The organism is Inhella sp., assembly GCF_027532025.1.
In the GTDB taxonomy this organism is placed as follows: Bacteria; Pseudomonadota; Gammaproteobacteria; order Burkholderiales; family Burkholderiaceae_C; genus Inhella.
Map to the genome: position 1 here is coordinate 1 of NZ_JAPZSY010000053.1, position 25865 is coordinate 25865.

30 protein-coding genes are annotated in these 25865 nt (G+C 68.2%); 10 read left to right on the forward strand and 20 right to left on the reverse strand.

Translation table 11 applies throughout. The annotated features are described in order from the left end of the window. The 5 genes from O9335_RS08485 to O9335_RS08505 all read right to left on the reverse strand — a co-directional run. Positions 1-270 (reverse strand): hypothetical protein (locus tag O9335_RS08485; RefSeq protein ID WP_298386487.1); only part of this gene is annotated, 270 nt, incomplete at its 3' end. A gap of 56 nt (positions 271-326) precedes the next feature. Then, positions 327-2078, reverse strand: a complete 1752-nt coding sequence (gene ptsP / locus O9335_RS08490) for a phosphoenolpyruvate--protein phosphotransferase (RefSeq protein WP_298386490.1) — start codon at positions 2076-2078, stop codon at positions 327-329. 40 nt (positions 2079-2118) lie between these two features. Further along, positions 2119-2388 (reverse strand): HPr family phosphocarrier protein, encoded by a 270-nt coding sequence (locus O9335_RS08495; RefSeq protein ID WP_298386494.1) that lies wholly within the window; start codon positions 2386-2388, stop codon positions 2119-2121. Between the two features lie 9 nt (positions 2389-2397). Then, positions 2398-2802, reverse strand: coding sequence for a PTS fructose transporter subunit IIA (locus tag O9335_RS08500; protein ID WP_298386497.1), 405 nt, complete (start codon positions 2800-2802; stop codon positions 2398-2400). After that, positions 2799-3188: a hypothetical protein gene (locus O9335_RS08505; protein WP_298386510.1), complete on the reverse strand. Its 390-nt coding sequence runs from the start codon at positions 3186-3188 to the stop codon at positions 2799-2801. Before O9335_RS08505 ends, O9335_RS08500 begins: the two co-directional genes overlap by 4 nt. A gap of 210 nt (positions 3189-3398) precedes the next feature. Between O9335_RS08505 and O9335_RS08510 the strand changes: the two genes are divergently transcribed. Together O9335_RS08510 and O9335_RS08515 are read left to right on the forward strand one after the other, a co-directional pair. Then, positions 3399-4541, forward strand: a complete 1143-nt coding sequence (locus O9335_RS08510; RefSeq protein WP_298386512.1) for a hypothetical protein — start codon at positions 3399-3401, stop codon at positions 4539-4541. Positions 4542-4566: 25 nt separating this feature from the next. Beyond that, positions 4567-5070, forward strand: coding sequence for a TlpA disulfide reductase family protein (locus O9335_RS08515; protein ID WP_298386514.1), 504 nt, complete (start codon positions 4567-4569; stop codon positions 5068-5070). 12 nt (positions 5071-5082) lie between these two features. Here the strand turns inward: O9335_RS08515 and lipA are convergent, their stop codons facing one another. The 8 genes from lipA to O9335_RS08555 are packed head-to-tail and all read right to left on the reverse strand — an operon-like array spanning position 5083 to position 10725. Then, positions 5083-6039 (reverse strand): lipoyl synthase, encoded by a 957-nt coding sequence (gene lipA / locus O9335_RS08520; protein ID WP_298386517.1) that lies wholly within the window; start codon positions 6037-6039, stop codon positions 5083-5085. A gap of 21 nt (positions 6040-6060) precedes the next feature. After that, positions 6061-6726, reverse strand: coding sequence for a lipoyl(octanoyl) transferase LipB (gene lipB, locus O9335_RS08525; RefSeq protein ID WP_298386518.1), 666 nt, complete (start codon positions 6724-6726; stop codon positions 6061-6063). A gap of 12 nt (positions 6727-6738) precedes the next feature. Beyond that, positions 6739-7005 (reverse strand): DUF493 family protein, encoded by a 267-nt coding sequence (locus tag O9335_RS08530; protein WP_298386521.1) that lies wholly within the window; start codon positions 7003-7005, stop codon positions 6739-6741. A 16-nt stretch (positions 7006-7021) separates the two neighbouring features. Continuing rightward, positions 7022-8194: a D-alanyl-D-alanine carboxypeptidase family protein gene (locus O9335_RS08535; protein ID WP_298386523.1), complete on the reverse strand. Its 1173-nt coding sequence runs from the start codon at positions 8192-8194 to the stop codon at positions 7022-7024. Next, entirely contained in the window at positions 8191-8832 is a 642-nt protein-coding gene (locus O9335_RS08540; protein ID WP_298386525.1) for an alpha/beta hydrolase, read from the reverse strand. Before O9335_RS08540 ends, O9335_RS08535 begins: the two co-directional genes overlap by 4 nt. Further along, positions 8829-9155: a (2Fe-2S) ferredoxin domain-containing protein gene (locus O9335_RS08545; RefSeq protein ID WP_298386527.1), complete on the reverse strand. Its 327-nt coding sequence runs from the start codon at positions 9153-9155 to the stop codon at positions 8829-8831. Before O9335_RS08545 ends, O9335_RS08540 begins: the two co-directional genes overlap by 4 nt. Before the next feature lie 29 nt (positions 9156-9184). Continuing rightward, complete coding sequence (locus tag O9335_RS08550; RefSeq protein ID WP_298386529.1) at positions 9185-10297, reverse strand: VanZ family protein; 1113 nt, start codon at positions 10295-10297, stop codon at positions 9185-9187. Continuing rightward, positions 10294-10725 (reverse strand): CopD family protein, encoded by a 432-nt coding sequence (locus tag O9335_RS08555; protein WP_298386531.1) that lies wholly within the window; start codon positions 10723-10725, stop codon positions 10294-10296. Before O9335_RS08555 ends, O9335_RS08550 begins: the two co-directional genes overlap by 4 nt. Before the next feature lie 236 nt (positions 10726-10961). Between O9335_RS08555 and hemB the strand changes: the two genes are divergently transcribed. Both hemB and O9335_RS08565 read left to right on the forward strand, forming a co-directional pair. Further along, the gene (gene hemB / locus O9335_RS08560; protein ID WP_298386534.1) at positions 10962-11963 is read left to right on the forward strand and encodes a porphobilinogen synthase; all 1002 of its coding nucleotides are present in this window, start codon (positions 10962-10964) and stop codon (positions 11961-11963) included. A gap of 7 nt (positions 11964-11970) precedes the next feature. After that, complete coding sequence (locus O9335_RS08565) at positions 11971-12996, forward strand: magnesium transporter CorA family protein (RefSeq protein WP_298386536.1); 1026 nt, start codon at positions 11971-11973, stop codon at positions 12994-12996. On the opposite strand, the gene ybeY is transcribed toward O9335_RS08565, so the two are convergent. Both ybeY and O9335_RS08575 read right to left on the reverse strand, forming a co-directional pair. Next, complete coding sequence (gene ybeY / locus O9335_RS08570) at positions 12983-13453, reverse strand: rRNA maturation RNase YbeY (protein ID WP_298386539.1); 471 nt, start codon at positions 13451-13453, stop codon at positions 12983-12985. The two genes, O9335_RS08565 and ybeY, sit on opposite strands and share 14 nt — an antisense overlap. Then, a complete protein-coding gene (locus tag O9335_RS08575) occupies positions 13450-14439 on the reverse strand; it encodes a PhoH family protein (RefSeq protein ID WP_298386542.1) in 990 nt (329 codons plus the stop codon). The genes ybeY and O9335_RS08575 overlap by 4 nt, the downstream gene beginning before the upstream one ends. Positions 14440-14533: 94 nt before the next feature. Here O9335_RS08575 and O9335_RS08580 point away from each other — a divergent pair, with 94 nt between their 5' ends. Genes O9335_RS08580 through ruvB form a run of 4 tightly spaced genes read left to right on the forward strand, consistent with a single transcriptional unit; the run spans position 14534 to position 18264 of the window. Beyond that, the gene (locus O9335_RS08580; protein ID WP_298386546.1) at positions 14534-15925 is read left to right on the forward strand and encodes an ATP-binding protein; all 1392 of its coding nucleotides are present in this window, start codon (positions 14534-14536) and stop codon (positions 15923-15925) included. Between the two features lie 29 nt (positions 15926-15954). Next, positions 15955-16611, forward strand: a complete 657-nt coding sequence (locus O9335_RS08585) for a response regulator transcription factor (RefSeq protein ID WP_298386549.1) — start codon at positions 15955-15957, stop codon at positions 16609-16611. Positions 16612-16622: 11 nt separating this feature from the next. Then, entirely contained in the window at positions 16623-17192 is a 570-nt protein-coding gene (ruvA, locus tag O9335_RS08590) for a Holliday junction branch migration protein RuvA (RefSeq protein WP_298386552.1), read from the forward strand. 16 nt (positions 17193-17208) lie between these two features. Continuing rightward, on the forward strand, positions 17209-18264 hold the full coding sequence (gene ruvB / locus O9335_RS08595) for a Holliday junction branch migration DNA helicase RuvB (RefSeq protein WP_298386555.1): 1056 nt from the start codon (positions 17209-17211) through the stop codon (positions 18262-18264). Positions 18265-18353: 89 nt separating this feature from the next. On the opposite strand, the gene O9335_RS08600 is transcribed toward ruvB, so the two are convergent. From O9335_RS08600 to O9335_RS08610, 3 genes are all read right to left on the reverse strand, one after another. Next, positions 18354-19322, reverse strand: coding sequence for a porin (locus O9335_RS08600; RefSeq protein ID WP_298386558.1), 969 nt, complete (start codon positions 19320-19322; stop codon positions 18354-18356). A gap of 130 nt (positions 19323-19452) precedes the next feature. Then, positions 19453-19758 carry a DUF1840 domain-containing protein gene (locus tag O9335_RS08605; protein WP_298386561.1) on the reverse strand — a complete coding sequence of 102 codons (306 nt, stop codon included), beginning with the start codon at positions 19756-19758 and terminating at the stop codon, positions 19453-19455. Next, positions 19752-21023: an HD-GYP domain-containing protein gene (locus tag O9335_RS08610; RefSeq protein WP_298386564.1), complete on the reverse strand. Its 1272-nt coding sequence runs from the start codon at positions 21021-21023 to the stop codon at positions 19752-19754. Before O9335_RS08610 ends, O9335_RS08605 begins: the two co-directional genes overlap by 7 nt. 82 nt (positions 21024-21105) lie before the next feature. Between O9335_RS08610 and pcaF the strand changes: the two genes are divergently transcribed. Together pcaF and O9335_RS08620 are read left to right on the forward strand one after the other, a co-directional pair. Beyond that, a complete protein-coding gene (gene pcaF / locus O9335_RS08615; RefSeq protein WP_298386569.1) occupies positions 21106-22308 on the forward strand; it encodes a 3-oxoadipyl-CoA thiolase in 1203 nt (400 codons plus the stop codon). 4 nt (positions 22309-22312) lie between these two features. Beyond that, a complete protein-coding gene (locus tag O9335_RS08620) occupies positions 22313-23578 on the forward strand; it encodes a DUF4147 domain-containing protein (protein WP_298386572.1) in 1266 nt (421 codons plus the stop codon). Here the strand turns inward: O9335_RS08620 and O9335_RS08625 are convergent. After that, on the reverse strand, positions 23572-25056 hold the full coding sequence (locus O9335_RS08625) for a 3-hydroxyacyl-CoA dehydrogenase (RefSeq protein WP_298386575.1): 1485 nt from the start codon (positions 25054-25056) through the stop codon (positions 23572-23574). The two genes, O9335_RS08620 and O9335_RS08625, sit on opposite strands and share 7 nt — an antisense overlap. After that, positions 25053-25847, reverse strand: coding sequence for an enoyl-CoA hydratase-related protein (locus O9335_RS08630; RefSeq protein WP_298386578.1), 795 nt, complete (start codon positions 25845-25847; stop codon positions 25053-25055). The genes O9335_RS08625 and O9335_RS08630 overlap by 4 nt, the downstream gene beginning before the upstream one ends. Positions 25848-25865 lie beyond the last annotated feature (18 nt).

Consider the following 25865-nt stretch of genomic DNA (forward strand, 5'->3'; position numbering starts at 1 on the left):
GCGGCGCGCTGTTTGTTTGTTCAGCGCAGAAACGAGATTATTGCAGCGTTTTGATGCGACTGTCAACACCTTCGAAGAAATTTTTTGAAGTCGCCGGCCTCTGCCGCCTCCCCCACCCTCTTTCTTCTGCAGGCCAGTCAAGCTCCTAGAGCCGAACCGTCTCGCCTCCGCTACCAGCGCCCCCGCCCTCTGGGCAAGTTCGTCAGCAGCGAAGCCCGCCATCATAGAACAGTTTGGAGGAGTCTTGCAAGCGTCGATGAAAACTTGCAACGGGCGATGCGTGGGGCGGCGGGACAGGGACTCAGGCTTTCGCCATTGCCCCCTCGTCAAGCCAAACCCAGTTGCCTCGCCCGCTCTTGAGGCTGTTCGTGCGCCAGCACATCGGCGGCCATCTCTTGGAGCTTGGCGGCATCGGCGCGGAGGATGCGTTGCTTGACCAGGGTGATCTGCGGCGGGTTCATGCTGAATGAACGCAAGCCCAGCCCGAGCAGGAGCGCCGTGAAAGCCAGGTCGCCCGCCATCTCGCCGCAAACGCTGACGGCTTTGCCTGCCGATCGCGCCTGCCGAATGACGCTGGCAATGAGTTGAAGAACAGCGGGGTGCCAGGGGTCGTACAGGTGAGCCACCGCCTCGTCGGCGCGGTCGATCGCCAGCGTGTACTGAATCAGGTCATTGGTGCCGATGGACACAAAGTCGACCCAAGGCAGCACGCGATCGAGGATCAGCGCTGCGGCTGGGACCTCCACCATGATGCCCAGATCGACCCTGGGGCAGGGTTGATCGCTGTGCGTGGACCACTGTGCGCGCACTCGGTCCAGCGTGCTGCGCACTTCCATCAACTCCGACTGGTGGGCCAGCATCGGAATGAGCAAGCGCACCGGCCCGTGCTGGGCAGCACGCAGGATGGCGCGCAGTTGCTGGCGAAACATGACCGGCTCTGCCAAGCTCCAGCGGATGGCGCGCAGCCCGAGCGCTGGGTTGAGTTGGTGGTCGCTGCCATGGCTGCGGTCGAGCGGCTTGTCGGCGCCGACGTCCACGGTCCGGATGGTCAAGGGGCGGCCTTGCAAGTTTTCCAGCGCCGCGCGGTACGCCAGGTACTGCTCGTCTTCCGTGGGCAGTTTCCCGCCGCGATTCATGAAGAGAAACTCGGTCCGGAAGAGGCCAACGCCTTCGGCACCGGCGGCGAGGGCGGCTTCGGCGTCGGCTGGCAATTCGATGTTGGCCAGCATCTCGACGGGGTGGCCATCCAAGGTGACCGCCGGCCGGTGGCGCCAAAGGCTGAGCCGCTCTTGTTCCAGTTCCGCCTGGCGTTGACGGAATCGGTACTCCGCCAGGACCACGGGCGAGGGGTCGACGATGGCGATGCCGGCGTCCCCGTCGATGATGACCCAATCGTCTTGGCGAATGAGTCGGCTGGCCTCCCGCGCTCCCACCACGGCCGGGATGTTCATGCTGCGCGCGACGATCGCCGTGTGCGAGGTGCGACCACCGACGTCGGTGATGAAGCCTCGGAACACGCCTTGACGAAACCCGATCAGGTCGGCCGGCGCGATGTCGGAGGCCACCAGCAGCAGCGGATCGTCACCGCCGAAGTCGCGGGGCAAGGCGGCGGGAAGCGACTCGCCGCCGCCCTTCGCTTGCCGGCTCAGCACCGCCAGGATGCGCTCAACCACCTGCTCGAGATCGACCTTGCGCTCCCGCAGGTAGTCGTCTTCCATCTCGTCAAACTGACGCCCTAAGGCTTCCATCTGCGCCGAAAGCGCCCACTCGGCGTTGTAGCGGCGCTCGGTGATCCACTCCCGGGCGCCACCCACGAAGGCCTCGTCCCGCGCCATCATCAGGTGCACGTCCAGCAGCGCCGCCAGTTCCGGCGGCGCATCGGCGGGCAGTTCGTCTCGCAGGGCAACCAGTTCTTCGGCGACCTGGGCACAAGCGCCTTCGCAACGCGCCACCTCTTGCGCAACCCGATCGGGCTCCACGAAGTAGTGGGCCACATCGACCCGTCCCGCCCCGACGAGGACCGCCCGGCCGATGGCGACGCCCTGTGAGACGGCGATGCCGAAGACCTGAAAGCTCAAGGTGCCGCCCCCGAGCCAGTGGGCTTGGAGGGTCGGGCGCTCACTCCCCTTCTCCAAAGCGGTCGTTGACCAACGCCGCAATCGCGTCCAGCGCGGCCGCTTCGTCGGGGCCGTCGGCTTCCAGTTCGACTTGGGTGCCCATGCCTGCGGCCAACATCATGACGCCCATGATGCTCTTGGCATTCACCCGGCGACCATTGCGGCTGAGGTGGATTTCGCTGGCGAATGAGCCCGCAAGCTTGGTGAGTTTGGCCGACGCGCGCGCATGCAGGCCGAGTCGGTTGGAGATGGTCAAAACAGACGTGAGCATGGCGGGAGCTTAATCCGTGGCGCCCAGGGGACGGATGCCTGAAAACGCGCCCTCTCTGGCCTTGTCGGCCATGGCCGACAAGCCTTGTCGTCGGTAGGCCAGAGCACGCCAAACCATGGGCACGTTCACGCCCTGCAGCACCAAGGCCCCGGCATCGCCCGCCAGTGCGCGGACGCAGGCATTGCTCGGGGTGGCTCCAGCAACGTCGACCAGCACCAAGGTATCCACCCCGGCATCGCGGTGCGCTTGGCGCAACCGACCGAGTGCTTCGGTGGCCTCGTCCAATCCGGCCGCAGCCGGGACATCCAGGGCCTGCACCTCGTCCGCCGCATCGGCAAAGACGTGCTGAGCCACCTGCTTCAGGGCCGACGCCAGTGGTGCATGAGCGACGATCAGGAGACGCACTGGCTTCATGGCAGTCGCTGGACCTGGTCGAAAAATGCGGCAGCGCGGCCCTGCGGTTCTGGGAGTGCCGCGCCCTCCACCACGGTGGCCTGGTAAACGGTCAAGCCCCAAGCCCACGCCATGAGCTGCACGCGACGCTGGCCGTCACCCCCCGACCAGCGACCACTGCCGGGCCACGCCAAAGCAGCGGCGGGCACGGCACCGGGCAGCGACTTGGCTTGCCCTGACCACCGCTGTGGGATGGCGGCCAAGCCGTCGCGCGCCGCCTCCGGCGTGTCGAAGACTTGCCAGGCCAAGGCGTAGAGGCGGCCTTCGGACTCGCACTGGGCGAGCAAGCCCGCCCGGCCCGGCGGGGCGCGCTGCTGCTCGGGTTTGCAAGGGAAGCGAGCCAGCACATTCGCCTCGGGCCAACGGAGCTCGCGCCAATCGTCAGGCGGCCGGCAGGCGGACAGGATGACGACACCGAACCCGGCGAGCCCAATTGTGAGCAATCGAAACAAGGACGGCGGCGCGCTCATAGACAGACGATTCAAACCCCTTGCTCCTGGGGTGGACGGAAGACTGCGGAAGCATCACACTCTCTGGCCTTCTTTTGTGGCCCCATCGTGACACTGCCTGCCCGCAAGCCCACTTTCGATCCGCCGGATGCGCCTGACGGCGCGTTGAGCACGGAATTGGCCTTGCTGCTGACGCAACTGTCGCACGAAGCAGCCCAGCCCCTGACCGAAGCCCTGGACCGCATGCAGTCGCTGCTGCGCACGGTGGATGCCGGCAGCGCTGCCCGTCTGAGCATGATTCGCGAACCCATGCGCCGGGCGCGAGATGCTGTGCTGCTGGCCAGTCAGATCGGCCGCTTGGCCAGTGGGCGGGTCCGCCCAGCACGCGACCCCGTGGCCCTGCACGCCTCGGTGCACCAAGTAGCGGAGCAACGCCGGCGGGAGGCCATGGCGCGGGGCCTGCAGATCCGCACCCAGTTGCTGGCCGCCGAAGCGGAGGCCGATCAAGCCCTGGTGAACAGCCTGCTGCACGCTCTGTTGGATTGGGCGCTGTGGCACACCCGCAGTTCCATCGAGTTGTCCTTGGTCTTGACGCCTTGGCCGGTCCGATCGCGACTGGAGTGTCGGTTTGCCTTCCGTGACCTCGATCAGTTCGACGCCCCAGTTCAACTGCCCAAGCTCGACGACCTGCGGTGGCGGCTGGTGCAGCAGCTGTGCGAAGTCTTGGGCTTGGAATGCCAGCGCCTGGACGAGGGCGGGGTGTCGGTCACGCGGATCGACTTCCCGGTGCCGCAGCTCAAGGAATGGGTGGCTCAAATCGACTTGAGCCGCACCGACATCGATCCGGGCCTGAACACCCAGCCCTTTGCCGGCATGCATGCCTTGTTGTTGAGCGCCGATCCTGGCTTGGTGGGCGAAATCTTGCCCATCCTGGAGCGGTTGGGATGGACGGTGGACACGGTGGCGTCGGTGGACGAAGCCTTCCAACTGTGCCTAGACGGCCTGCCGCAAGCGGTGGTGACCGATGCCGTGTTGCGCGGTCCGGATCTCGACCAGTGGTGCACCCATGTGATGGCCGAGGCGCCCTCGCTGTGCTTTGTCGAGGTGGTGTCGGCAGACTCGGCTGCGCTGCCCTTTGCACGCACGCGCGGCCTGCAGCGGTGCCAGCGTGAGCGCTTGAGCCAAGACCTCCCCGTGTTGCTGCGTGCGGCCTTGGAGCCGGGCGAACAAGCCCTGACCTTGCGGCTGTGAAGCCCGGCTCGGCACAATGCCGGCCATGACTCCCATGCAACGTCGAGCGGCTTTGGCCGCGTTGGGCCTCGGGGCCGCAGGCTTTGGCGCTTGGTGGTGGCAGGCGCAGGCGCTGCCGCTGGCCCCCGCAGTGCGGTTCACCCTGCTGGACGGCAGCACCCACGACAGCGTTGCAGCATGGCGCAACAAGGTGGTGCTGGTGAATTTTTGGGCCACCAGCTGCGCCACGTGTGTGAAAGAGATGCCGGACATCGTCTCCACGCACCGGCGCTTTGCGGGCCGGTCGTTCGACACGTTGGCGGTGGCCATGCAGTACGACCCGCCGGACTACGTGGTCCAGTTCGCGCAAACCCGCCAGCTGCCTTTTGGGGTGGCCATCGACAACACGGGCGCGATCGCGAACGCGTTTGGGCCGGTGCGCATGACGCCCACCACCATCCTGATCGACCGCCGAGGGCAAATCGTCAAGCGCATCCTGGGCGAACCCCAGTTCGCCCAGTTGCACGAGCTGATCGAGTCCCTGCTGTAAGCCCTTTGGGGGTCAGACTGCCCCAGCCTGCTCGGCTTGGCGGTCGGCGTGGTAGCTGGATCGCACCAAGGCGCCCACGGCGGCGTGGCTGAAGCCCATGGCAGCGGCTTCGCGCTCGAACATCTTGAACGTGTCGGGATGGACGTAACGGCGCACCGGCAGGTGGTGCCCGCTGGGGGCAAGGTACTGGCCGATGGTCAGCATGTCCACACCGTGCTCGCGCAGATCTCGCATCACCGCCAAGATTTCCTCGTCCGTTTCACCCAAGCCGACCATCAAGCCGCTCTTGGTGGGCACGCCGGGCACAGCGGCTTTGAACTTCTTGAGCAAATTCAGGCTGAAGGCGTAGTCGGAGCCGGGCCGGGCTTCTTTGTAGAGGCGCGGCACCGTCTCGAGGTTGTGGTTCATCACGTCGGGCGGGGCCGCCTTCAAGATGTCCAGCGCGCGGTCGTCGCGCCCCCGGAAGTCAGGCACCAGCACCTCGATCTTGGTCTGGGGCGAAGCCACCCGGGTTTCGCGGATGCAGTCCACGAAGTGCTGCGCGCCGCCATCCTTCAGGTCGTCGCGGTCAACGCTGGTGATGACGACGTAGTTGAGCTTCAGCGCCCCAATGGTCTTGGCCAGATTCTTCGGCTCCTCGGGGTCCAAGGGGTCAGGGCGACCGTGGCCAACATCGCAAAAAGGGCAACGGCGGGTGCACTTGTCGCCCATGATCATGAAGGTGGCCGTGCCGCCCCCGAAGCATTCGCCGATGTTGGGGCAACTGGCCTCTTCGCAGACGGTGTGCAGCTTGTGCTCGCGCAGGATCTGCTTGATTTCGTAAAAGCGGGTGTTGGGCGAGCCCGCTTTCACACGGATCCATTCGGGCTTTTTCAGCACCTCGGCCGGCGCGACCTTGATGGGGATGCGTTTGGTCTTGGCATCGCCCTTTTGCTTCTGGGTGGGGTCGTAAACCGGGGGGGTGCTCATGGTGTCGGGGTTCTCGGGGGCTCAGCTCAGTTGGGCCTGCAGGCGCTCGCTCAGCACGGCGCGCACGGCGACCAAGTCGCCGGGGCCGCCCAGTGTAGTGAGGTCGACCGTTCGCAATCCGGGATAACCACAGGGGTTGATGCGGGAGAAGGGCTCCAAGTCCATGGCCACGTTCAGGGCCAAGCCGTGGTAACTGCAGTGCCGGCTGACTTTGATGCCCAAGGCGGCCACCTTGCCCAGGCCCTCGAAGGGGTCGGTCGCGGGCCCTTGCAAACGCTCGTTCGCCCCCGGCGCGCTCAAGCGCACGTAGATGCCGGGAGCACCACTGACGCGGTGTCCGACGATGCCGAAGGTCGCCAAGGTCTGAATAAGCGCCGTCTCCAGGCGGAACACGTACTCCTTGACGTAGATGCCAAGGCGCTGAAGGTTCACCAGGGGGTAGGCCACGATCTGGCCGGGGCCGTGGTACGTGACTTGGCCCCCACGGTTGCTCTGCACGATGGGAATGTCACCGGCCCCCAGCACGTGCTCGGCGCGTCCGGCTTGCCCCTGGGTGAACACCGGGGGGTGCTCGCACAGCCAAAGCTCATCGGGCGTATCGGCCGTCCGCTCGCCGGTGAAGGCCTGCATGGCGGCGGCCGTGGAGGCGTAGTCCACCCGGCCGAGTTCGCGCACTTGCCATGGCATGCGCTTGGGCGCTCAGAGCACGACCTTGACCATGGGGTGCGTGGTCAGGGTGCGGTAGAGCTCGTCCAGTTGTTCGCGGCTGGTGGCGGTGACGGTGATGGTCAGACCCAGGTAGTTGCCCGCTTTGCTGGGGCGCTGCTCGATGGTGAGGGGGTCGAATTCGGGGTCGAAGCGCTGCGCCACGAAGGCGATGGCCTCGACGAAGCCTTCCACGTGCGCGCCCATCACCTTGATGGGAAATCGCGAGGGGTACTCGATCAGGCTGTCGTCGGCGGGCATTGCGTGCTCCGGGTCGTCACTGAATCCACAGGCGCAAGCCGTCCCACAGGCGGCCGAACACGCCGGCCTCGGGGACCTCGGCCTGCACGACCAGGGGCACTTCGGTCAGCGGCGCGCCGCTGGCACTGCGCACCTTGAGGGTGCCCACCCGTTGCCCTTTGGCCAAGGGGGCCACGAGAGGGTTGGTGCGCTCGACTTGGCTCTGCAACTGGCCGCCCTCGCCGCGGGGCACCGTGACGAACAGGGCCCGACCCGCGCCGAGTTGCGCGGTCTTGGCCTTGCCCTTCCAGACGGGCACCTCGACGACCGATTGACCGTCGGCGTACAGGCGCACGCCGTCCCAGGCCGAAAAGCCCCAGTTCAGCAGCTTTTGGCTCTCGTTGGCGCGCGCCACCTTGCTGGCGGTGCCCAACACCACGCTCAGCAAGCGGCGATTGCCGTTGGGGAAGCTGCGTTGGGCGCTGCTGACCAGGCAGTAACCCGCCGCCTCGGTGTAGCCCGTCTTCATGCCATCCACGCTGGCGTCGCGGGCGAGCAGCATGTTGCGGTTCTCTTGGCGGATCTTGTTGTAGGTGAAGTCGCGCTCCTTGTAGAACGCGTAGAAGGCGGGGTGGTCTTGCAGCACGCGGGTGGCGATGACGGCCAAGTCGCGGGCGCTGCTGTAGTGGCCGGGCTCGCTCATGCCGGTGGGGTTCTTGAACTGGGTGTTCTTCAGGCCCCAGGCTTGCACCTGGCGGTTCATCTGGTCAACAAACTGCTCTACCGAGCCCGAGACGCCCTCGGCCAGCGCGACCGAGGCGTCGTTGCCCGACTGGATGATCATGCCGCGCAGCAACTCTTCCACCTTGGGCGTCATGGTGGTGTCGATGAACATGACCGAAGCCCCACCTTTGCGCTCGTCCCAAGCGCGCTGGCTCACGGGCAGGGCCTGCTCCAGCGACAAGCGCTTGTCCTTGAGTGCGTTGAACACCACGTAGGCGGTCATCAGCTTGGTGAGCGAGGCGGGGTCGACACGGGCGTCGGCATCGCGTTCGGCCAGCACCTGCTGGCTGGTGACATCCAGCAAAAGGTACTGCCGGGCTGCGATCTCCGGGGGCTGAGGAACCTGGGCGCGGGCCACCGGTGCGACCAGCGTCAGGGCAGCCAAGAGAGGCAGGGCAAGGGTGCGAAACAAAGCAACAGCGGTCATGCGGGATGGGCAGCAAGAAACGCCGGGCCCCAAGCCCGGACGAGGAGGTTTTTGATCAGGCCGAGTTGGCCGTGGAAGAAGTGGCCCGCACCCGGAACCACGGTGACAGGCAGCCCCTGAGGCCGCGCCCAATCGAGCACGGCACCGAGCGGCACCACGTCGTCGTTCTCGCCGTGCACCACGAGGGTGTCAGCCGGCACGGTCGTGGCGGGAAAGCGACTTGCCGCCAAGCCGACCAAGGCCAGGTGGTCAACGGGGCGATCGGCCTGGGCTTCGTGCTCAGCCACTCGGGTGGCCACGAAACCGCCGAACGAGAAACCGGCCAGCGCCATCGGCAAACCAGGCTCACGCACGGCGTGCAGCACGGCCAAGGCGTCGGCGATTTCGCCCGGGCCGCCATCGAAGGTCCCAGCCGACGCACCCACGCCGCGGAAGTTGAAACGCACGGCGCGCAGGCCCAGCGACACGCTCGCTCGGCCCAAGGTCTGCACGACCTTGTTGTCCATGGTGCCGCCGTGCGTGGGCAGCGGGTGGCAGACGAGCACCACCCCACGAGGCGGTCCTGCAGGTTCGTCGACGGCTACCTCCAGCGGGCCGGCAGGGCCCGCCAGCGTCCAACGGCGGGTGTGGGCGTTCACCGCCCGACCTCGGGCCCAAGGCGCAAGCGTTCCACCACCTCGCCCCCCTTCAGGTGGCGCTCGACGATCTCGTCGATGTCGGCAGCATCCACGAAGGTGTACCAAACCGCCTCCGGGTAGACCACCGCCACCGGCCCGCCCGCGCAGCGGTCCAAACAGCCGGCACGGTTGACGCGCACCCCTCCAGCGCCGGCAAGCCCTTCGGCCTTGACCCGTTGCTTGCAGTGGTTGAACGCCGCCTCGGCCCCATGGTGGGCACAGCACGCCTCGCCGCCGCTGCGCTCATTGAGGCAGAAGAAGACGTGTCGCTGGTAATAGCTCATGGGCCACCCCCCGGGAAAAACCCTGGATTCTAGGGAGCGCGTACTGCCCGATCCTGGCGCCGGGTCAGGCTGGCCAGCAGCCAAGCCAAGGCGAACAGCGGCCACAGACGCCCCACCCACTGCACCACGCCATACAGCCGAACCTGCGCGCCCCCCAGCCAAGCTCGAAGGCTGGCCTCCAGAAAGGGATCGCCCGCCAATCGGTTGACCAGTCCCAGCAGCAGCGCCAGCCACAAGACCCCCAACAGCGCGTTCCAACGCGCCGGCAGCAGACTCAGGCACAGCGCAGCGACCCAAGCGGCCGCCACGGCCGGCACGGTCGCTGGCGTCAGCCAACTCCAGGCCTTGTCTGGCCCATGCACCCACGCGGCCGCCAAGCAACTGGCACCCATGCCCACGGCAAGGGTCAGGGTGACGCACAGAACCCGATGCCAGCCGGACTTTGACGCGGCCAGCACCAGCCCACAGGGCGCGAGCAGGCCCAGCGCGGTGACCGCCAGGGCCCAACTCGGCGGCGCCTGAGCCAGCGCCCACGTGGGCAAAAGCGGCCAGCCGCGGTCCGTCAGCACGGCATTGGCCAAAGACACCACTTCGGGCAAGAACTGGCCCTGGGCCAGGGGCAGGGGTGCCGGAAACAGCAGCCCCAGCGGCCACAGCGCCCACAGGGTCAAGGCGCCGGCCGCGTGCGGCACGAACCAACGCTCCCGCCAGCGGGTCGCACGGGTCAATTGGCCACTGAGACCGAGCGCAATCGCCAAGGCCACCCCCAAGGTCGTGCCCAGGGTGTTGAGGGCCCAGTCTGCGAGCGAAGGCACGCGGGACGCCAGCCCATGCTGTGCCAGCTCCAAGCCATACGCCAGCGCCGAGGGGAACACGCAGCCGACGACACCCGCCCTGACCCAACCGGCGCCCTGGCGCCACACCACCACGACCGTCAGGAAGCCCAGAGGAACGTAGCCCAGGGCATTTGCCCACAGGTCGAGCGCGGGCCAGTAGCGAGGCCAGGGCAACGCCAGCAATTCGGTCCATGACGAGCCGGCTGGCCAAGTCCAGGGCCCGAAAGGATGCAGGCTGGCGTAAAGCACCAAGGCCACGTAGGCCGCCCACAGCCACAGCGTGGAAGAGCGTGGCCTGGCGCTCAAAACGGCTTGACCACCACCAAGACCACGATGCCCGCGAACAGCAAGACCGACACCTCGTTGAACACGCGGAACCATCGGTGGCTGCGCCGGTTGCCCAGGTGCTCAAAGCGCGACAGCAGACGGCCACACGCATGGTGATAGCCGAGCACGCCCGCCACCAGCAACAGCTTCAGCCACATCCAACCCAGCCCGCTCAGGTAGGCCGGTGCGTTCATGCCCAGCATCACACCGCCCAACACCACGGCGGGGACCATGAGCAAGGTGCTGAAGCGGTACAACTTCCGAGCCATCAGCAGCAAGCGCTCCCGCTCGGCGTGGCTGCTGGCCGGCACCATGGCCAAGTTGACGAACAGCCGGGGCAGGTAGAACAGGCCGGCAAACCAAGCGGCCACGAAAACGATGTGAAAGGCTTTGAGCCAGAGAAACATGCGCGAATTATGGGAGCCGACGTCGACCCCCCGGGCGTTGGGCGGCACCCCAAAAAAAACCCCGACCAAAGGTCGGGGTGGAAAGCCTTGATGCTGTCATCACACAAGGCTCCTGCTCAGGGAGGAAAAGCAGGGAACGGCAGCCTCGCGGCTACCATTCGGCGTCGAGTCTAGCGGCGCCCGCCGAAGGCTGACAAGCCCACGCCGGAATTCATTGACGATTGATCGGGTCTTGAATGACTTTGTTCGCCTCCTTCCCTGCGGCTCGCCCCCGCCGCCTGCGGCGCGACGGCGCCACCCGGGACTTGGTGCGAGAGCACCGCTTGCACGCCCACGACCTGATCCTGCCGGTGTTCGTGCAAGAGGGACACCAGGTATCCACCGCGGTGCCCTCCATGCCGGGTGTGGCCCGCCTGAGCCTGGACCGCGTCTTGGCCTTGGCCGAAGAAGCCCAGGGCCTGGGCATCCGGGCGCTGGCGCTGTTTCCCGTCATCGACGCCAGCCTCAAAGACCTCGAAGGCCGCGAAGCCCACAACCCCGAGGGTTTGGTGCCGCGTGCGCTGCGAGCCCTCAAGGCGGCAGTGCCTGAGTTGGCCCTCATCACCGACGTGGCCCTCGACCCCTACACCTCGCACGGGCAGGACGGCGTGATTGACGGGCAGGGGCGCATCCTGAACGACGAAACCGTCGCGCTGCTGGCCCAACAAGCGGTGGTGCAAGCCCAAGCCGGCGCCGACATCGTGGCGCCAAGCGACATGATGGACGGGCGTGTCGGCGCAGTGCGCCAAGCGCTCGAGGCCGCGGGCCACATCCACACCCGCATCCTCGCCTACAGCGCCAAATACGCGAGCGCCTACTACGGGCCGTTCCGCGACGCGGTTGGCTCGGCCACCAGCCTGGGCAAGGCCGACAAGAAGACCTACCAGATGGACCCCGGCAACGGCGATGAAGCGCTGCACGAGGTGGCGCTGGACATCGCCGAAGGCGCTGACATGGTGATGGTGAAGCCCGGCGTCGCCTACCTGGACATCGTCTACCGCGTGAAGCAGGCCTTCCGGCGGCCCACCTTCGCCTACCAAGTGAGCGGCGAATACGCCATGCTCAAGGCCGCCGCCGCCCAGGGCTGGCTGGACCACGACGCCGTGATGATGGAAACGCTGCTCGGCTTCAAGCGCGCCGGGGCCGACGCCATCCTGACCTACCACGCGCTGGAAGCCGCGCGACTGCTCAAAGGCTGAGCCGGCCATGCAGGCCTGGCACGTGCATGAGCGGCTTCAAACCCTGGAGCCGCTGCCCCTGGACCTGCCCGACGGAGGCTTCGTGTGGCTGGCGGTGGACCGGGCCTTGCTGCGCGACCAGTTTGCCGAAGTCCAAGCGCGGCTGGCGCATTGGACCGGCACGCCGTTGCTGGAACTGCACGTCAGCGACCTGCTGAACGAGGAACTGCCCTCGCACTTTGACGACACGCGCGCCTACGACCTGCTGGTGCTGCGCCGCTTGGCGCCCACAGCGGACGTGCTGCGCCTGGACACGCAGGCCGTCGGTTTCGCCGTGTGGGGCCGGGTGCTGCTCAGCGTCCACCCGGCGGACTGCGCGGTGCGAGAGCACTTCGCGCAACGCTTGGCGCAATGGGCATCGCCCGATGCCGGCCCCCGCCGCCTGCCGGCCAGCCCCGATGAGTTGATGCTCCGCATGCTCAATCACATGGTGGACGGCTACCTGGACCTTCGCCGCCAACTCACCCGGCACCATGGCGACTTGCAGCAGGCCCTGCTGGACACCCGCCACCCCTACCAAGACTGGTCCAGTCTGCTGGCGGCGCGCGGCAACCTGCACAAACTGGAAGACCTTTGCGAAGACCAACGCGCGGCCGTGCAGGAATGGCTCGATGCGCTGACCGACGCCCAAGACCCGGGGCGCGACGCTCGGGACGAGCGCGACAGCTTGCGCGTGCGTGCGCGGGACGTGATCGAGCACATCGAGCGCGTGCTCGGCCACGCGCATCGGCTGGGGCTGGCCACCGAGGGTGCCGTGCAAATGCACTACGCCGCCCTGGGCCACCGCACCAACAACATCATGCGCGTGCTGACGGCCCTCACGGCCGTCTTCCTGCCGTTGAACCTGATCACCGGCTTCTTCGGCATGAATTTCGACAACCTGCCTCTGATCCACAGCGCCACCGGCGCTTGGGTGACCCTGGGCCTGATGACCGCCATCGGCCTCGGGCTGGGCTGGTGGCTGCGGCGCAAGCGCTACATCAGTTCACGCTAGGACGGGCGTCCGGGCCGCCGTCGCCGTAAGGGTCGGAGAACCCCAGTTCGCGCAGCAAGGCGGTCTCACGGGCCTCCATGGCTTCGGCTTCGGTGGTGTCTTCATGGTCCCAGCCCTGGGCATGCAAAGTGCCATGCACCAGCAGGTGGGCGTAGTGCGCCACGAGGTCTTTGCCCTGGGCTTGAGCCTCCCGCTCCACCACCGCGGCGCACAGCACCAAATCAGCCACCACCACGGGGGCATCGCTGTAGTCGAAGGTCAGCACGTTGGTGGCGTAATCCTTGGCCCGAAAGCTTCGGTTCAGCGCACGTCCCTCCTCTTCGTCCACCACCCGCACGGTGATTTCAGCGTCGCAATCCAGGGCGCGACGAATCCAGCGCGCCACCTTGTGGCGGGGCACCAAGGCGCGGTGGCGAGGGTCGGCCCACTGCAAGGACAGGCTGAGCCGAGGACTCATCGGCGCCCCCCAGTGCGTGCATCGCGCTCGTCGTAGGCCTCCACGATGCGGCCCACCAGCGGGTGGCGCACCACGTCAGCGCGCGTGAAGCGCGTGGTGGCAATGCCCTCCACCCCATCGAGCACCTGCAAAGCATCGATCAGCCCACTGGACGTGCCGCGCGGCAGGTCAATCTGGCTGGTATCACCCGTCACCACCGCGCGCGACCCAAAGCCGATGCGGGTGAGGAACATCTTCATCTGCTCGGGCGTGGTGTTCTGGGCCTCGTCGAGGATGACAAACGCATGGTTGAGGGTGCGACCGCGCATGAACGCCAAAGGTGCCACTTCCAGCAGGCCCTTCTCTTGAGCGCGTGCCACTTTGTCGAAGCCCATCAGGTCGAACAGCGCGTCGAACAAAGGGCGCAGGTAGGGGTCCACCTTCTGCGCCAAGTCGCCCGGCAAGAAGCCCAAGCGTTCGCCGGCCTCGACCGCCGGGCGCGTCAGCACGATGCGCTGCACCTGATGGCGCTCCAAGGCATCGACGGCACACGCCACGGCCAGGTAGGTCTTGCCCGTGCCGGCCGGCCCCACCCCGAACGTCAGGTCGTGGCCCAGGATCTGCCGCAGGTAGCGCTGTTGGTTGCTGGTGCGCGCAGCCAAGTCGTGGCGACGGGTGTGCAGCTTGGGCTCGACATCGGCCGGCGCGCTGGGCTCGGCCAGAGAGGCCACCGCAGGACCAACCCCCAAGCCACTCACCGCCTGGGTCAGGATGAGGTCCACCGCCTCAGGGCTCAGCGGGCGATCGGCCAGGGCGCGCAACTGGTCCAGGGCGGCAGCGGCCCGGCGCGCGGCGGCCGCCGGGCCGTCGATGCGGAACTGCGCGCCGCGGCGCGACACCACCACCCCCAGGCGTCGGGCCAGGGCATGCAAATGGGCGTCCAGCTCACCACACAAGTGGGCCAGCGCGCGGTTGTCGATGTCGTCAAAACGGTGGGTCAGGATCACGGCACGGAGAGCCGCACGCGAGGGGCGGCGAGGGCGCTGCGCAGCAGCGGAAAAGGCCTGGGCATTGTCACCCCCTCCTGCACAATCAGCGGCCATGGCCGATCGCCCTCCCCCGCCCGCCTGTCCGCGCCAAGCGTCGTGGCTTTGGGGGGGCGGTCTGGGGCTGGGGCTGAGCCCGGTGTGGGCGGCGGGCTCGGCCAGCAGCGCGCCGGCGGCCCTCATCGACGTCTTGCCGGGCATGGCTTTGGCTCTGGCCCTGCTGGCTTTGGCGCATCGCTGGGAGCGGCGCTTGCTCTTGTCCGCCCTGGCCATAGTGCTCTGGCATCTGCTGAGCCTGGAGCTCCCCCTCGGCCGGCTGAGCCCGAGCCAAGCCTCGGCGCTGCAGGGGCTGATGCTGAGCCTCACCGCCAGCGCCGTGGCCCTGTTGGGTTTGCGCGAGGCCGGGCAGCGGCAACCCGGGTTGGAGGCCCTGCTCATGGGGCAGGCCCTCCTGTTGCCCTTGCCGCCCTTGCTGGGCTGGAGCGGTCCCGTTGTCCAGATGGCGCCTTGGTGCCTGCTGGCGATGCAGTTGTGCGGGGTGGCCGCCGGCTTGCTTTGGCTGCGCCCACGCCCGGTCGATGCCGGATGGGCGGCCTGGTGGATGCACGGCCGTCAAGTCGGCTTGCCCGCGCTGTTGTGCTTGAGCCTGGGCCTGGACGTGCTGCATGGGGCATGGCCGCAGTCGTCGCCGTTCTGGGCCCACGCCGCCGGCCTGACCAGTCTCTTGATGCTCGTCCAGGGGCTATCGCTGCTGCTCACCTATGCCCAAACCCGCAACCAATTGGAGCAAGAACTGGTGCGGCAAGAACGCCATCTGCGGGAGCGGATCGCCGACGTCGAACGGCACCACCAGCAACTGGCGGAGCAGCGACTGGACCAAGTGACCGAGCGCGAACGCAAGCGCATCGCCGGTGACCTGCACGACGACCTGGGTGCCAAGCTGCTGACCATCGTGCACACCAGCGAGAGCGAGCGCATCTCCACGCTGGCGCGCGAGGCCCTGGAGGAAATGCGCCTCTCCGTGCGGGGGCTCACCGGCAAGCCCGTGCACCTGATGGACGCCATCGGAGACTGGCGCGCCGAAGCCGTGTTGCGGCTGGGGCAGGCCAACATCGAAGCCGACTGGCTGCCGCTGGACGACGACCTCGAGCACACCTTGCCATCGCGCACCTATGTGCAAACCACCCGCATCCTGCGCGAAGCGGTGTCCAACATCATCAAGCACAGCGAAGCCAGCCGATGCGTGGTGCGCTGCGCGGTGGGCGAGGGCCACTTTCAGATCATCATCCAGGACAATGGTCGCGGCATTCCCAGCGCCGATGGGCGGCTGGACCGCGGTCATGGCATGGCCAGCATGAAATCCCGCGCCAAACAAATGCTGGGCCAATGCCTGGTCGAATCGAGTCCGGGCTGGGGCACCGTGATCCGACTGACCCTTCCTTTGTGATGCCCTGACCCCCTGCGAGGAGCACCGCCATGAACCACATCCTGCTGCTGGAAGACCTGGCCGAGATTCGCGCTTGGCTGCGCCAACTCGTCACCCAGGTGTTCGCCCAGGCGCACATCACCGAATGCGCCCGTGTGCAGGATGCGCTGAGCGCCATCCCGCGCCAGCGCTTCGACCTCGCCCTGGTGGACCTCGGCTTGCCCGACGGCTCGGGCGTCACCGTGGTGGAGGCCTTACGCAACCAGCAGCCCGAGGCCCAGTCGGTCATCGTCACCATCCACGACGACGACGAGCACCTGTTTCCCGCCCTGCAGGCAGGGGCCTTTGGCTACGTGCTGAAGGAGCAGGCCCGCGAGTTGTTCGTCGACCAACTGCAGCGCATCAGCCAGGGGGAACCCCCGCTGTCCCCCTCCATCGCCCGCAAGGTCATCGCGCACTTCGCGCAGCAGTCGCGTCGCACGCCATCGGCCAACGCCATGCCCGACGTGCAACTGACCGAGCGCGAAAGCGAAGTGCTGCTGCGCGTGGCCAAAGGCTTCACCCTGCCGGAGATCGGCGTCCAACTCGGGCTGTCTCGGCACACCATCGCCGATTACGTCAAGCAGATTTACCGAAAGCTCAACGTGAGCTCCCGCGCTGAAGCGGCGCTGGAGGCCCAGCGCCTGGGCCTCTTCGGCCGCAACTGAGCGGCGCGCCGATGATCGGACGACTGCAAGGCCGTTTGGCGGGCAAGGCCCCGCCGCAGGTGCTGATCGACGTGCAAGGCGTGGGCTACGAGGTGGACGTGCCCATGAGCACCTTCTGCGCCCTGCCTGCCCTGGGCGAGCCCGTGAGCCTGCTCACGCATTTCGTGGTCCGCGAGGACGCCCAGGTGTTGTTCGGCTTTCTGGGCGGCGACGAACGCGAGGCGTTCCGGCAACTCATCAAGATCTCCGGCGTGGGGCCGCGCACGGCGCTGTCTCTGCTGTCGGGCTTGAGCGTGGCCGACCTGCAGGCGGCCGTGGCGCAACAAGACGCCTCCCGCCTCGTCAAGGTGCCCGGCATTGGCAAGAAAACCGCCGAACGCCTGTTGTTGGAACTCAAGGGCAAGCTGGGCGAAGCCCTGGCCGCGCCCAGCTCCACACCCAGCGCCCGCGGCGACATCCAACAAGCCCTGCTGGCCCTGGGCTACAACGAGCGCGAAGCCGATGCCGCCCTCAAAACCCTGCCCGCCGACGTGTCGGTGAGCGACGGCATCAAGCTGGCCCTCAAGGCCCTGTCGCGCTGACGCCAGCGCCCCCGACATGCCCATCCAAACCGACGACTTCACCGCCCCGCAGCGCCTGGTGTCTGCCGCTCCCGCCTCGCCCAAAGAAGAAGCCCTGGAGCGCGCCCTGCGCCCCAAGCGCCTGGACGACTACGTGGGCCAACCCAAGGTGCGCGAACAGCTGGCGATCTTCGTTGACGCCGCGCGCCGCCGCGCCGAGGCCCTGGACCACGTGCTGCTCTTCGGCCCGCCAGGTCTGGGCAAGACCACCCTGTCGCACATCATCGCGGCCGAACTCGGGGTGCGCCTGCACCAGACCTCGGGCCCCGTGCTGGAAAAGCCGCGCGACCTGGCGGCCATTTTGACCAGTTTGGAGAAGAACGACGTCCTCTTCATCGACGAAATCCACCGGCTGTCGCCCGTCGTCGAAGAAATCCTGTACCCGGCGCTGGAAGACTTCCAGATCGACATCCTGATTGGCGAAGGCCCGGCCGCACGCTCCATCAAGCTGGACCTGCAGCCGTTCACCCTCGTCGGCGCCACCACCCGCGCGGGCATGCTCACCAACCCGCTGCGCGACCGCTTCGGCATCAGCGCGCGGCTGGAGTTCTACAGCGCCGAAGACCTGCAACGCATCGTGCACCGCTCGGCCGAATTGCTGGGCGTGCCCATCGACCACGACGGCGCGCTGGAAATCGCCCGTCGCGCTAGCGGCACACAGCGCATCGCCAACCGCCTGCTGAGGCGGGAGCGTGACTGGGCCGAATTCAAAGGCGACGGCCGCATCCACCGCGAGGCAGCCGCCCAAGCCCTGACGCTGTTGGACGTCGACCCCATGGGCTTCGATCTGATGGACCGCAAGCTGCTGGACGCGCTCATCCACCGCTTCGACGGTGGCCCCGTCGGCCTGGACAACCTGGCCGCCGCCATCGGCGAGGCCAGCGACACCATCGAAGATGTCATCGAGCCCTACTTGATCCAGCAGGGCTTCCTGCACCGCACGCCCCGCGGTCGCCAAGCCACCCTGGCCAGCTACCGCCACCTGGGGCTCGCCGCGCCGCAGCGCGACGGAGCGTTGTTCGGCGACGCTTGAGCCCCATCGCCCAGAGCGCTCGTTCTTTTTGAAATCCCCAAAAACAAAGCGGCCCGCGGGCCGCTTTGTGTGTTCTGGTCGACGTTCGATCAGAAGTTGTGGCGCACGCCGAAAGCCAGCGCGGAGAAGTCCCCGCGCTTGTTGAAAGTCGCTGGATTAGAGGTCACGCCGGTGTTGTCGCGATTCAAGTCACGGTCCGTGTAGTAGCCGTAAACCTTGGTGCGTTTGCTCAAGTTGTAGTTGTAACCCAAAGTCATTTGCTCACCGTTGCTGGCGCGGCCCAAATTGAAGTGGAACTCTGAAGCGCCGAGCGAGTACATCAACGCAACACGTGCAGCCTTGTACTTCCCTGACACAGGCGCCACGCCCGCGGTGTAGTTCTTGCCTTGGTTGTAATAAGCGCCAAGGGTAAACGCACCCAATTCATACAGCCCACGGACGGCCCATTGAGTACTGCTACCCTGATCGGCCATACCAAACCCGAGATGCAAAGGCCCGGAGTCATAGTTACCTGCGAAATCGTAGGCGCGGCCACCCGGGGCACCTTCGCTCACGGACACTGACATGCTGGCGTTGAAGCCGCCCACTGTGGGAGTGAAATACCCGACTTTATTGTTCTTGACCAAGGGGCCGAAAGCGTACAAAGCGTCTTCGGAGCTACCGGTGTCGTGGTTGTGCATGCTGATGTAGTCCGCCGTGGCGAAATACGATTCGGGCGTGAAGCTGCCCAAGCGCACCGCGCCGAACGAGCCCGCCAGTTGCACCCACGCTTCACGGCCCCAGAAGGTCGTGCCCGCGGTGGAAACGCCTGTGTCCGAATTGAAACCGTGCTCCAGGTTGAAGCTGGCCTTCAGGCCGCCGCCGATGTCTTCCAAGCCCTTGAAGCCCAGACGCGAGGCGTTGTTGGCCACAACCCACTTGCGGGCGCCGCCGTTTTCCTTTTGGGTCTCGACGGTGGTGTTCAACCGACCGTAGAGGGTGACCGAACTTTGGGCGAACGCCGGGGCCGCGACAGCAGCGGCCACGAGGGCGAGGGCAGACAGGGTGAATTTCTTCATCGTTGGCCTTCTTGGTTTGGTTACACGGGAGGCGGGCCGCTGACGCGGGCACCACCGGGTTAATGTCGAACGAGTATAGGCAGGGGGCTTGGCGCGCTGGGCGGGTCGATGCTAATTCGCAACATTGCCGTCAAAGAGGCTGCCAAGTCACGTCGTGCCCCAGCCGGGCCGCTTGGGTCAGCAAGTCCAGCACGGGCCAGGCGCGTTGGCGCAAAGCGGTCGGCTGGGCTTCGTCGTCGATCGTCTCCTGGGCATCGGTGGAGCCTTCGGCAGCGGCCATGTGCGCTTGCCAAGCGGTCAGCGCGTCGTTGAGTTGCGCACCCCGAAAAACGCCTTGCGGCGCTGGGTCTCGACCCAGGGCTCGCAGCACCGGTTCGGCATGGGGCCAGAGCATGAGCACATCGGCCCCGGCCTTGCTCTTGAAGGCGATCAGCACGCGGGGGGCTCGGCACCCAGGGCGGCTGGCTGGATGAAGTAGGCCAGGCGCGTGCGGGGTTTGAGGTAGTGGGCTGCAGCGCTGGGCAGGTCGGCGGGCCTCAAGCTGCGCCGGATCCCCAACGTGGGCTCGTCTTCCAAGTTGAGCAGCAAGGCTTCGGACGCCGGCACTTGGGGCTCGTGAACGAGCACGCGCGGCTTGAGCGGCCGGACCGGGTTGACGGCAACCACCAATGCGTAGCGATCGTCGGTGAGCTGAACGGCGGAGCCCGGCGGGTACACCCCCATCATGCGGATGAAGGCATTGAGCAAGGTGGCGTCGTAGCGGCTGCGCCCCTGGGCAAACATCAGCGACAGGGCCTCATGCGGGGTGTGCAGGCGCCCACCCAGCGGTGGATTGCACAGGCCGTCGAATCGGTTCACCAGGGCCACGATACGGGCGAACGGGTGCATCTGTTCGCCCAGGATGCGGTTCGGAAAGCCCGTGCCATCGGCATGTTCATGGTGCTGGGCGATGACCGCCAATGACGCCGCACTCAGGCCCATGGGCTGGGCCAAGGCCGCGCCTTTGTTCACGTGCAGCTGGTAGACCGCGACCTCGGGTGGCGTCAGGCTGTCCAGGCGTGACCGGAAGCGCGCTTCGAGCTCCAGCTTGCCGACGTCGTGCAGCAGGGCCCCGGCGCCGAGCTCGGTGAGTTCGTCCTGCCCCAGTCCGATGGCGCTGCCCAGCAGCAGCGAGATCAAGGTGACGTTGAGCGAATGCGCGCCAGCGCGGTCGCCAGCGGCTTCGGTCAGCAGGCGCAGGTTCATGTCGCCCATGCCCAGCATCTTGGCAACCAAGCTCGAAGCCAAGCTCTTGGCTTGTTCTCCGGTGGACAGGGGTTGGCGCACCGCGCCCTCCAGCATGTCGCACGCCGCCTGAGCGGCCTCTCTGTACTGCGCCTCGCAGAGGCTGAGGGCCTCACGCTGCAGTCGCAAGGCCTCGCGGTGGGCCTGGGCGATCTGCTCAGCCGGGTCGGTGGCGCCTGGGGGCACCGCCTCGATGCCTTGGGGATCGGCCGCCGGACCCGTGGTTGGCTGCAGTTCGCTCAACTCGGGGGACCAACGGACCTGCTTCAGTCCCAGCTGGCGCAGCACCACGAGTTGGTCTTCGGAGCCGATGCGGAAGCTGGACAGAGGGAAGGGATGTCGCATCCAGCCCAGGTCCAGGTGGATGAACATGCCCACGCGGAGGTCGGCAACGTCGATGCGTTCTTCTGCGGCCATGCGCTCAAGGTTGGGTTGGCGGTCGGGTGAGTATGCCCGCCGCCGGGACAATGCCCAACACCACAACATCCCCAATGCCCCCATGCCCGCTGCCTTTCTTTGTGACGTCCTGCGCACCCCCATCGGCCGTTACGCCGGCTCGTTGGCCAGCGTCCGTCCGGACGACCTGGCGGCCGGCGTGCTGCGGGCGCTGCTGGCCCGCCAGGCCTCGTTGGACCCCGCAGCGATCGATGACGTGATGCTGGGTTGCGCCAACCAAGCGGGCGAAGACAACCGCAACGTGGCCCGGATGGCCGCGCTGCTCGCCGGCCTGCCCGTGGACGTGCCCGGCACCACCTTGAATCGTCTCTGCGGATCGGGGCTCGATGCCGTTGGCCAGGCGGCGCGCGCCATCGCCGCGGGCGACGCCGAGTTGATGCTGGCCGGCGGCGTGGAAAGCATGAGCCGCGCCCCTTTCGTGATGCCCAAGGCCACCGAGGCCTTCTCGCGCAGCAATGCGGTGTTCGACACCACCATCGGCTGGCGCTTCGTCAACCCGGCCATGCACGCCGCCTACGGCACCGACTCGATGCCGGAAACGGCCGAGAACGTGGTGAGCGACTTCGGCATTTCCCGCGAGGACCAAGACCGCTTCGCCCTGGCCAGCCAAACCAAGACCCTGGCGGCGCGCGAACGCGGCTTCTTCGACGGCGAGATCGACCCCGTGACGATCCCGCAAAAGAAGGGCGAGGCCCTGGTGGTGCGGCACGACGAGCACCCGCGCGCCACCTCGCTGGAAGCCTTGGCCAAGCTCAAGCCCATCGTGCGCCCGGGCGGCACGGTGACGGCGGGCAATGCCTCGGGCGTGAACGACGGCGCCTGCGCGCTGTTGCTCGCCAGCGAATCCGCCACCAAAGCCCACGGCCTGACGCCGCGCGCCCGCGTGCTGGGCCTCGCCGCGGCCGGCGTGCCGCCGCGGGTGATGGGCATCGGCCCCGTGCCCGCCGTGCAACGCCTGCTGGCGCGCCTGCGGCTGACGCTGGCCGACTTCGACGTGATCGAGCTCAACGAGGCCTTCGCCGCCCAAGGCTTGGCCGTGCTGCGCCAACTGGGCGTGGCCGACGACGACGCCCGCGTCAACCCCAACGGCGGCGCCATCGCGCTGGGCCACCCGCTGGGCATGAGCGGCGCGCGCTTGGTGACGACCGCGCTGCGGCAGCTCGAAGCCACGGGCGGCCGGCGCGCGCTGTGCACGATGTGCGTGGGCGTGGGTCAAGGCATCGCCCTGGCGATCGAACGGGTGTGATGGCATGACCCCTGCCGAGGGCTTGCGCGCGCTGTTCGACGCCGCGGTGGCCTCGGCGCAACCGGCGCGCGCGCTGCCCGCCCACCTGCCCCCGCCGCCGCGCGGCACCACCGTGGTGCTCGGCCTGGGCAAGGCGGCGGCCGGCATGGGTGCGGCGGTGGAAGCCGCCTGGCCCGCCGCGGCGCCGCTGCGCGGCGTGCTGGTGGCCCCCCACGGCACGCCCGACCCTGGCCTGCGGCGTCTGACGCTGCGCCACGCGCGGCACCCGCGACCGGACGCGCACAGCGTGGCCGCCGCGCAAGCGCTGTTGGGCGCTGCGGCCGGCTTGGGCGCCGACGACCTCGTGCTGGTGCTGCTGTCCGGCGGCGCCTCCAGCCTGGCCACCCTGCCCCTGCCCGGTCTGACGCTGGAGGACTTGGCGGCCCTCAACGGCCACCTGCTGGCCAGCGGCGCGCCGATTGACGCGATGAACACCTTGCGCAAGCACCTGTGCGGGATCAAAGGCGGGCGATTGGCGCTGGCTTGCGGACCCGCCGTGCCGGTGATCACCTTGGCGATTTCCGACGTGCCGGGCGACGCGCTGGACCTGATCGGCTCCGGCCCCTCGGTGGCCGACCCCAGCAGCTGCGCCGACGCCATGGCGGTGGCCGCGCGCTGGGGCATCGACTTGCCTGATACGGCGCGGGTGGCGCTGCAAAGCGGCGCGTGGGAGACGCCCAAACGCTTGCCGCCCCAGCACCGCGCGGTGGTGGTGGCCTCTCCGGCTCAAGCGCTGGCAGCGGCCGCGCAGCGGGCTCATCGCATGGGATGGGATGTGCGTTTGGGCAGCGACCGGGTGGAGGGCGAGGCCCGCGCCCTGGGCGCGCAGTTGGCGCGCGAGGCCCTGGCCGGCGAGGTGGGGCGACCCACCGTGTTCCTGAGTGGCGGCGAGGCCACCGTCACCTTGGGTGACGCCAAACTCGGTCAAGGCGGGCGGGCAGCCGAAACCCTGCTTGCGGCGGCGCTGGCCGCTGAATGGCGCGGGCTGCGCGGGCTGATGGCCGACACCGACGGCATCGATGGCACCGGCCCGGCAGCGGGAGCGGCCTTCGGACCCGACAGCCTCGCCGTGGCGCGCCAGCGGGGCGACTCGCGCGAAGCGGCGTTGACTGGCCACGATGCCGGCGGCTTCTGGGCTCGCCAGGGCTTGGCGCTGGTCACCGGCCCGACCGGCACCAACGTCAACGACTTCCGCGCGCTCTTGCGCTGGCCGGCTTCTGTCGATCAGTAGGTCGCCGCGCGCAGCGGCGGGCTGACGCGGTAGCGTTCGCTGCGGGTGTGGGCCCACAGTCGGTCCAGCAGGGCCACGATCGGCACCTCGCCCAACTCGGCGCGCCACTCGAAGGGGCCGGCCGGGTAGTTCACGCCCAGCTTCATGGCGGTGTCGGCCGCCGCTTCGTCGCAGACGCCCTGCCACACCGCGTCGCTGGCCTCGTTGACCAGCATGGCCAGGGTGCGGGCCAAGATCAGGCCGGGCGTGTCGCGCAGCGGCACGGCCAGCAAGCCCGCAGCGGCCAGCGCGTCGGCCGCGGCGCGGCGGGCGCCGTCTTGCAGATCGCCAGCCCCGCGGCCGTGGGCGATGGCCAGCGCCGAGCTCTGCGCTTGGCTGGGCAGCAGCCAGTCGATCACCGCCAAGGGGTTGCCGTGGTTGGCGCCCAGCTCGGCGGCCGTGCGGCCGTCGGTGACGACCACATCGATGGCGCCCGCACCCACCGCCAGGCCAGCCCACTCGGCCTCGGGGTCGCGGCGCACGCCGGGCAGGCGGGCGGCCAGTGCGTCCACGGTGGCCCCGCGGCCGCGCAGCACCAGGGCGGGCACTTGGGCCGGTGCTGACGGCGCGGGCAACTTGGCGGGCTCGCCCTCGTAAAAACCTTTGCCCACCTTGCGGCCCAGGCGGCCGCCGTCCACCAGCGCCTGTTGCACGAGGCTGGGCTGGTAGCGGCGGTCGCCGAAGTTGGCCTCCCACACGCTGCGGGTCACCAGGTTGTTGGTGTCGTGGCCGATCAGGTCCATCAGCTCGCACGGGCCCATGCGGAAGCCCACCGTGCGCAGGCAGGCATCCAGCTCGGCGGGCGTGCCGGCGCGCTCTTGCAGCAGGGCCAGGGTCTCGGCGTAGTACGGGCGGGCGATGCGGTTGACGATGAAGCCCGGCGTGCTGGCCGCGTGCACCGGCGTTTTGCCCCAGGCGCGGGCCAGGGCCTCGGTGGCCTGGGCGATGGCGGGTGCCGTTTCGGCGCCGCTCACCACCTCCACCAGCTTCATCAGCGGTACGGGGTTGAAGAAGTGCATGCCCACCAGGCGCTCGGGCCGGGCCAGGCCGTTGGCCAGTGCGGTGATGCTGATGGACGAGGTGTTGCTGGCCAAGATGGCCTCGGGCGCCAGCACGGCGTCCAGCTCGCGCAGCAGCGCGCGCTTGGGCTCCAGCAGCTCGACGATGGCCTCGATCACGCAGCCGCAATCGGCCAGGTCGGCCACGCTGCGCGCCACGCCCAGGCGGGCCAGGGCCTGCTCGCGCGCGTCGCTGCTGAGCTTGCCCTTGGCCACCAGGCCGGCCAGGGTGTCGGCCAACTTGGCGATGGCGGTCTCGGCCGCGCCCTCGCGGGCGTCGAGCAGGCGCACGGGGTGGCCGGCCAGGGCGGCAATTTGGGCGATGCCGATGCCCATGACGCCAGCGCCCACGACGCCGATGGGGGGAAGCGGATGGCTCATGGCTGGCTCCAGGCGGGGGCGCGCTTGTCGACGAAGGCGGCAAAGCCCTCGCGCGCTTCGGGCGTGCTGCGCACGCGGGCGATGGTGGCGGCGGTCAGCGCCTGGGCGTCGGGCCCCAGGTCGCCCGGCGTGAGCTGCGCGAACAGGGCCTTGATCTCGGCCTGGGCGCGCGGGCCGCTGGCCAGCAACTCGTTCACTGTCGCGCCCACGGCGGCGTCCAGTGCATCGGCCGGCACCACCTGCTGCACCAGGCCCAGGGCCAGGGCTTCGGTGGCACTCACACGGTGCGCCATCAGCGCCAGGCGCTGGGCTTGGCGAGCGCCGGCGGCACGGATCACGTAGGGGCCGATGACGGCGGGCAGGATGCCGAAGCGCGCCTCGCTCACGGCGAACTGCGTGCCTTCGGCGGCGATGGCGATGTCGCAGGCGCAGGCCAGGCCCACGCCGCCGCCCAAGGCCAAGCCCTGCACGCGGGCCACGGTGGGCTTGGGGCATTGCGCGATGGCCGCCAACATGGCGGCGAAGCGCTGCGCGTCCTGCAGGTTGTCGGCTTCCGACGCCGCGGCGGCACGGCGCATCCAGCCGATGTCGGCCCCGGCGCTGAAGGACTTGCCGGCGCCGGCCAGCGCGATCACGCGCACCGCGTCGTCGGCGGCCAGGGCCGTGAAAGCGGCGTGCAACTGCTGGATCAGCGCCTCGTCAAAGGCGTTGTGGCGCTCGGGGCGCGCCATGGTGACCGTGGCGACGCCGCGGGCGTCGGTGGTCACTGTGAGGGTGTCGTGCGGTTCCATGGCGGGAAGTGTCCCGCA